General features: G+C 62.4%; 1 pseudogene. It reads left to right on the forward strand.

Features of this window, described 5'->3' with window-relative positions:
* Window positions 1-497, forward strand: a pseudogene (locus tag ACK4S7_RS13040) (recombinase family protein); the annotation flags it as partial.
* Window positions 498-774: the final 277 nt, after the last annotated feature.

The following is a 774-nucleotide window of genomic DNA, read 5'->3' on the forward strand; positions in this document are numbered from 1 at the left end:
AGCGCCGCGCCAACAGCATCGCCGACAAGGCGGAACTGGCCAAGGCCGAACGATCCATCTCCGGCATTCTCGACGCCATCGAGGACGGACGGCGCACACCGGCCCTGATGGCCCGTCTCTACGACCTGGAGGACCGCGTCGCCGTCCTGCGCGCGCAGCAGGCGGACACGGCCACCTCGCCCGTCGACCTCCACCCCAACATCGCCGAGACCTATCGCAAGAAGGTCACGCGTCTGGCGGAGGCCCTGAACCATCCCGCCGAACGCGACGAGGCCGCCACGGCCCTTCGCGGCCTGATCGAGAAGGTGGTGCTGACGCCGGGGGCCCAGCGCGGCGAGATGCATGCGACCCTGTATGGCGAGTTCGGCGTGATCCTGGACTGGCTGAACGAGCGTCCCAAGACCCTGAACGACAACACCCCCGGCGCTTTCGCGACGGGGGTGTCGTTATCGTTGGGTGCGGGAGTAGGATTTGAACCTACGACCTTCAGGTTATGAGAACGATATCTACTGTTTTCGTTTCGTGCGATTGCACTTCTTACTACCGCTCAAAGCCCTACTACGCCTGACTTTCTGTTGACGACCTCGCCAATCTGAATCACCGTTCCTGCGATCTATTTCGACCTGCTTTTCCGCCGAACGCTTCCGTCTCGCTTCCATGGATCGACTGGCCTGAGAGGCGGCGGATATGCTGGGAAAGGACTTGGAGATGGCTGGCGAGAAGTTGAGCAAGCGCGTGGTGGACCGGCTGGAGGCGCGTTCGAAAGACTACATC

The organism is Sphingorhabdus sp. (assembly GCF_046292425.1).
In the GTDB taxonomy this organism is placed as follows: Bacteria; Pseudomonadota; Alphaproteobacteria; order Sphingomonadales; family Sphingomonadaceae; genus Sphingorhabdus_B.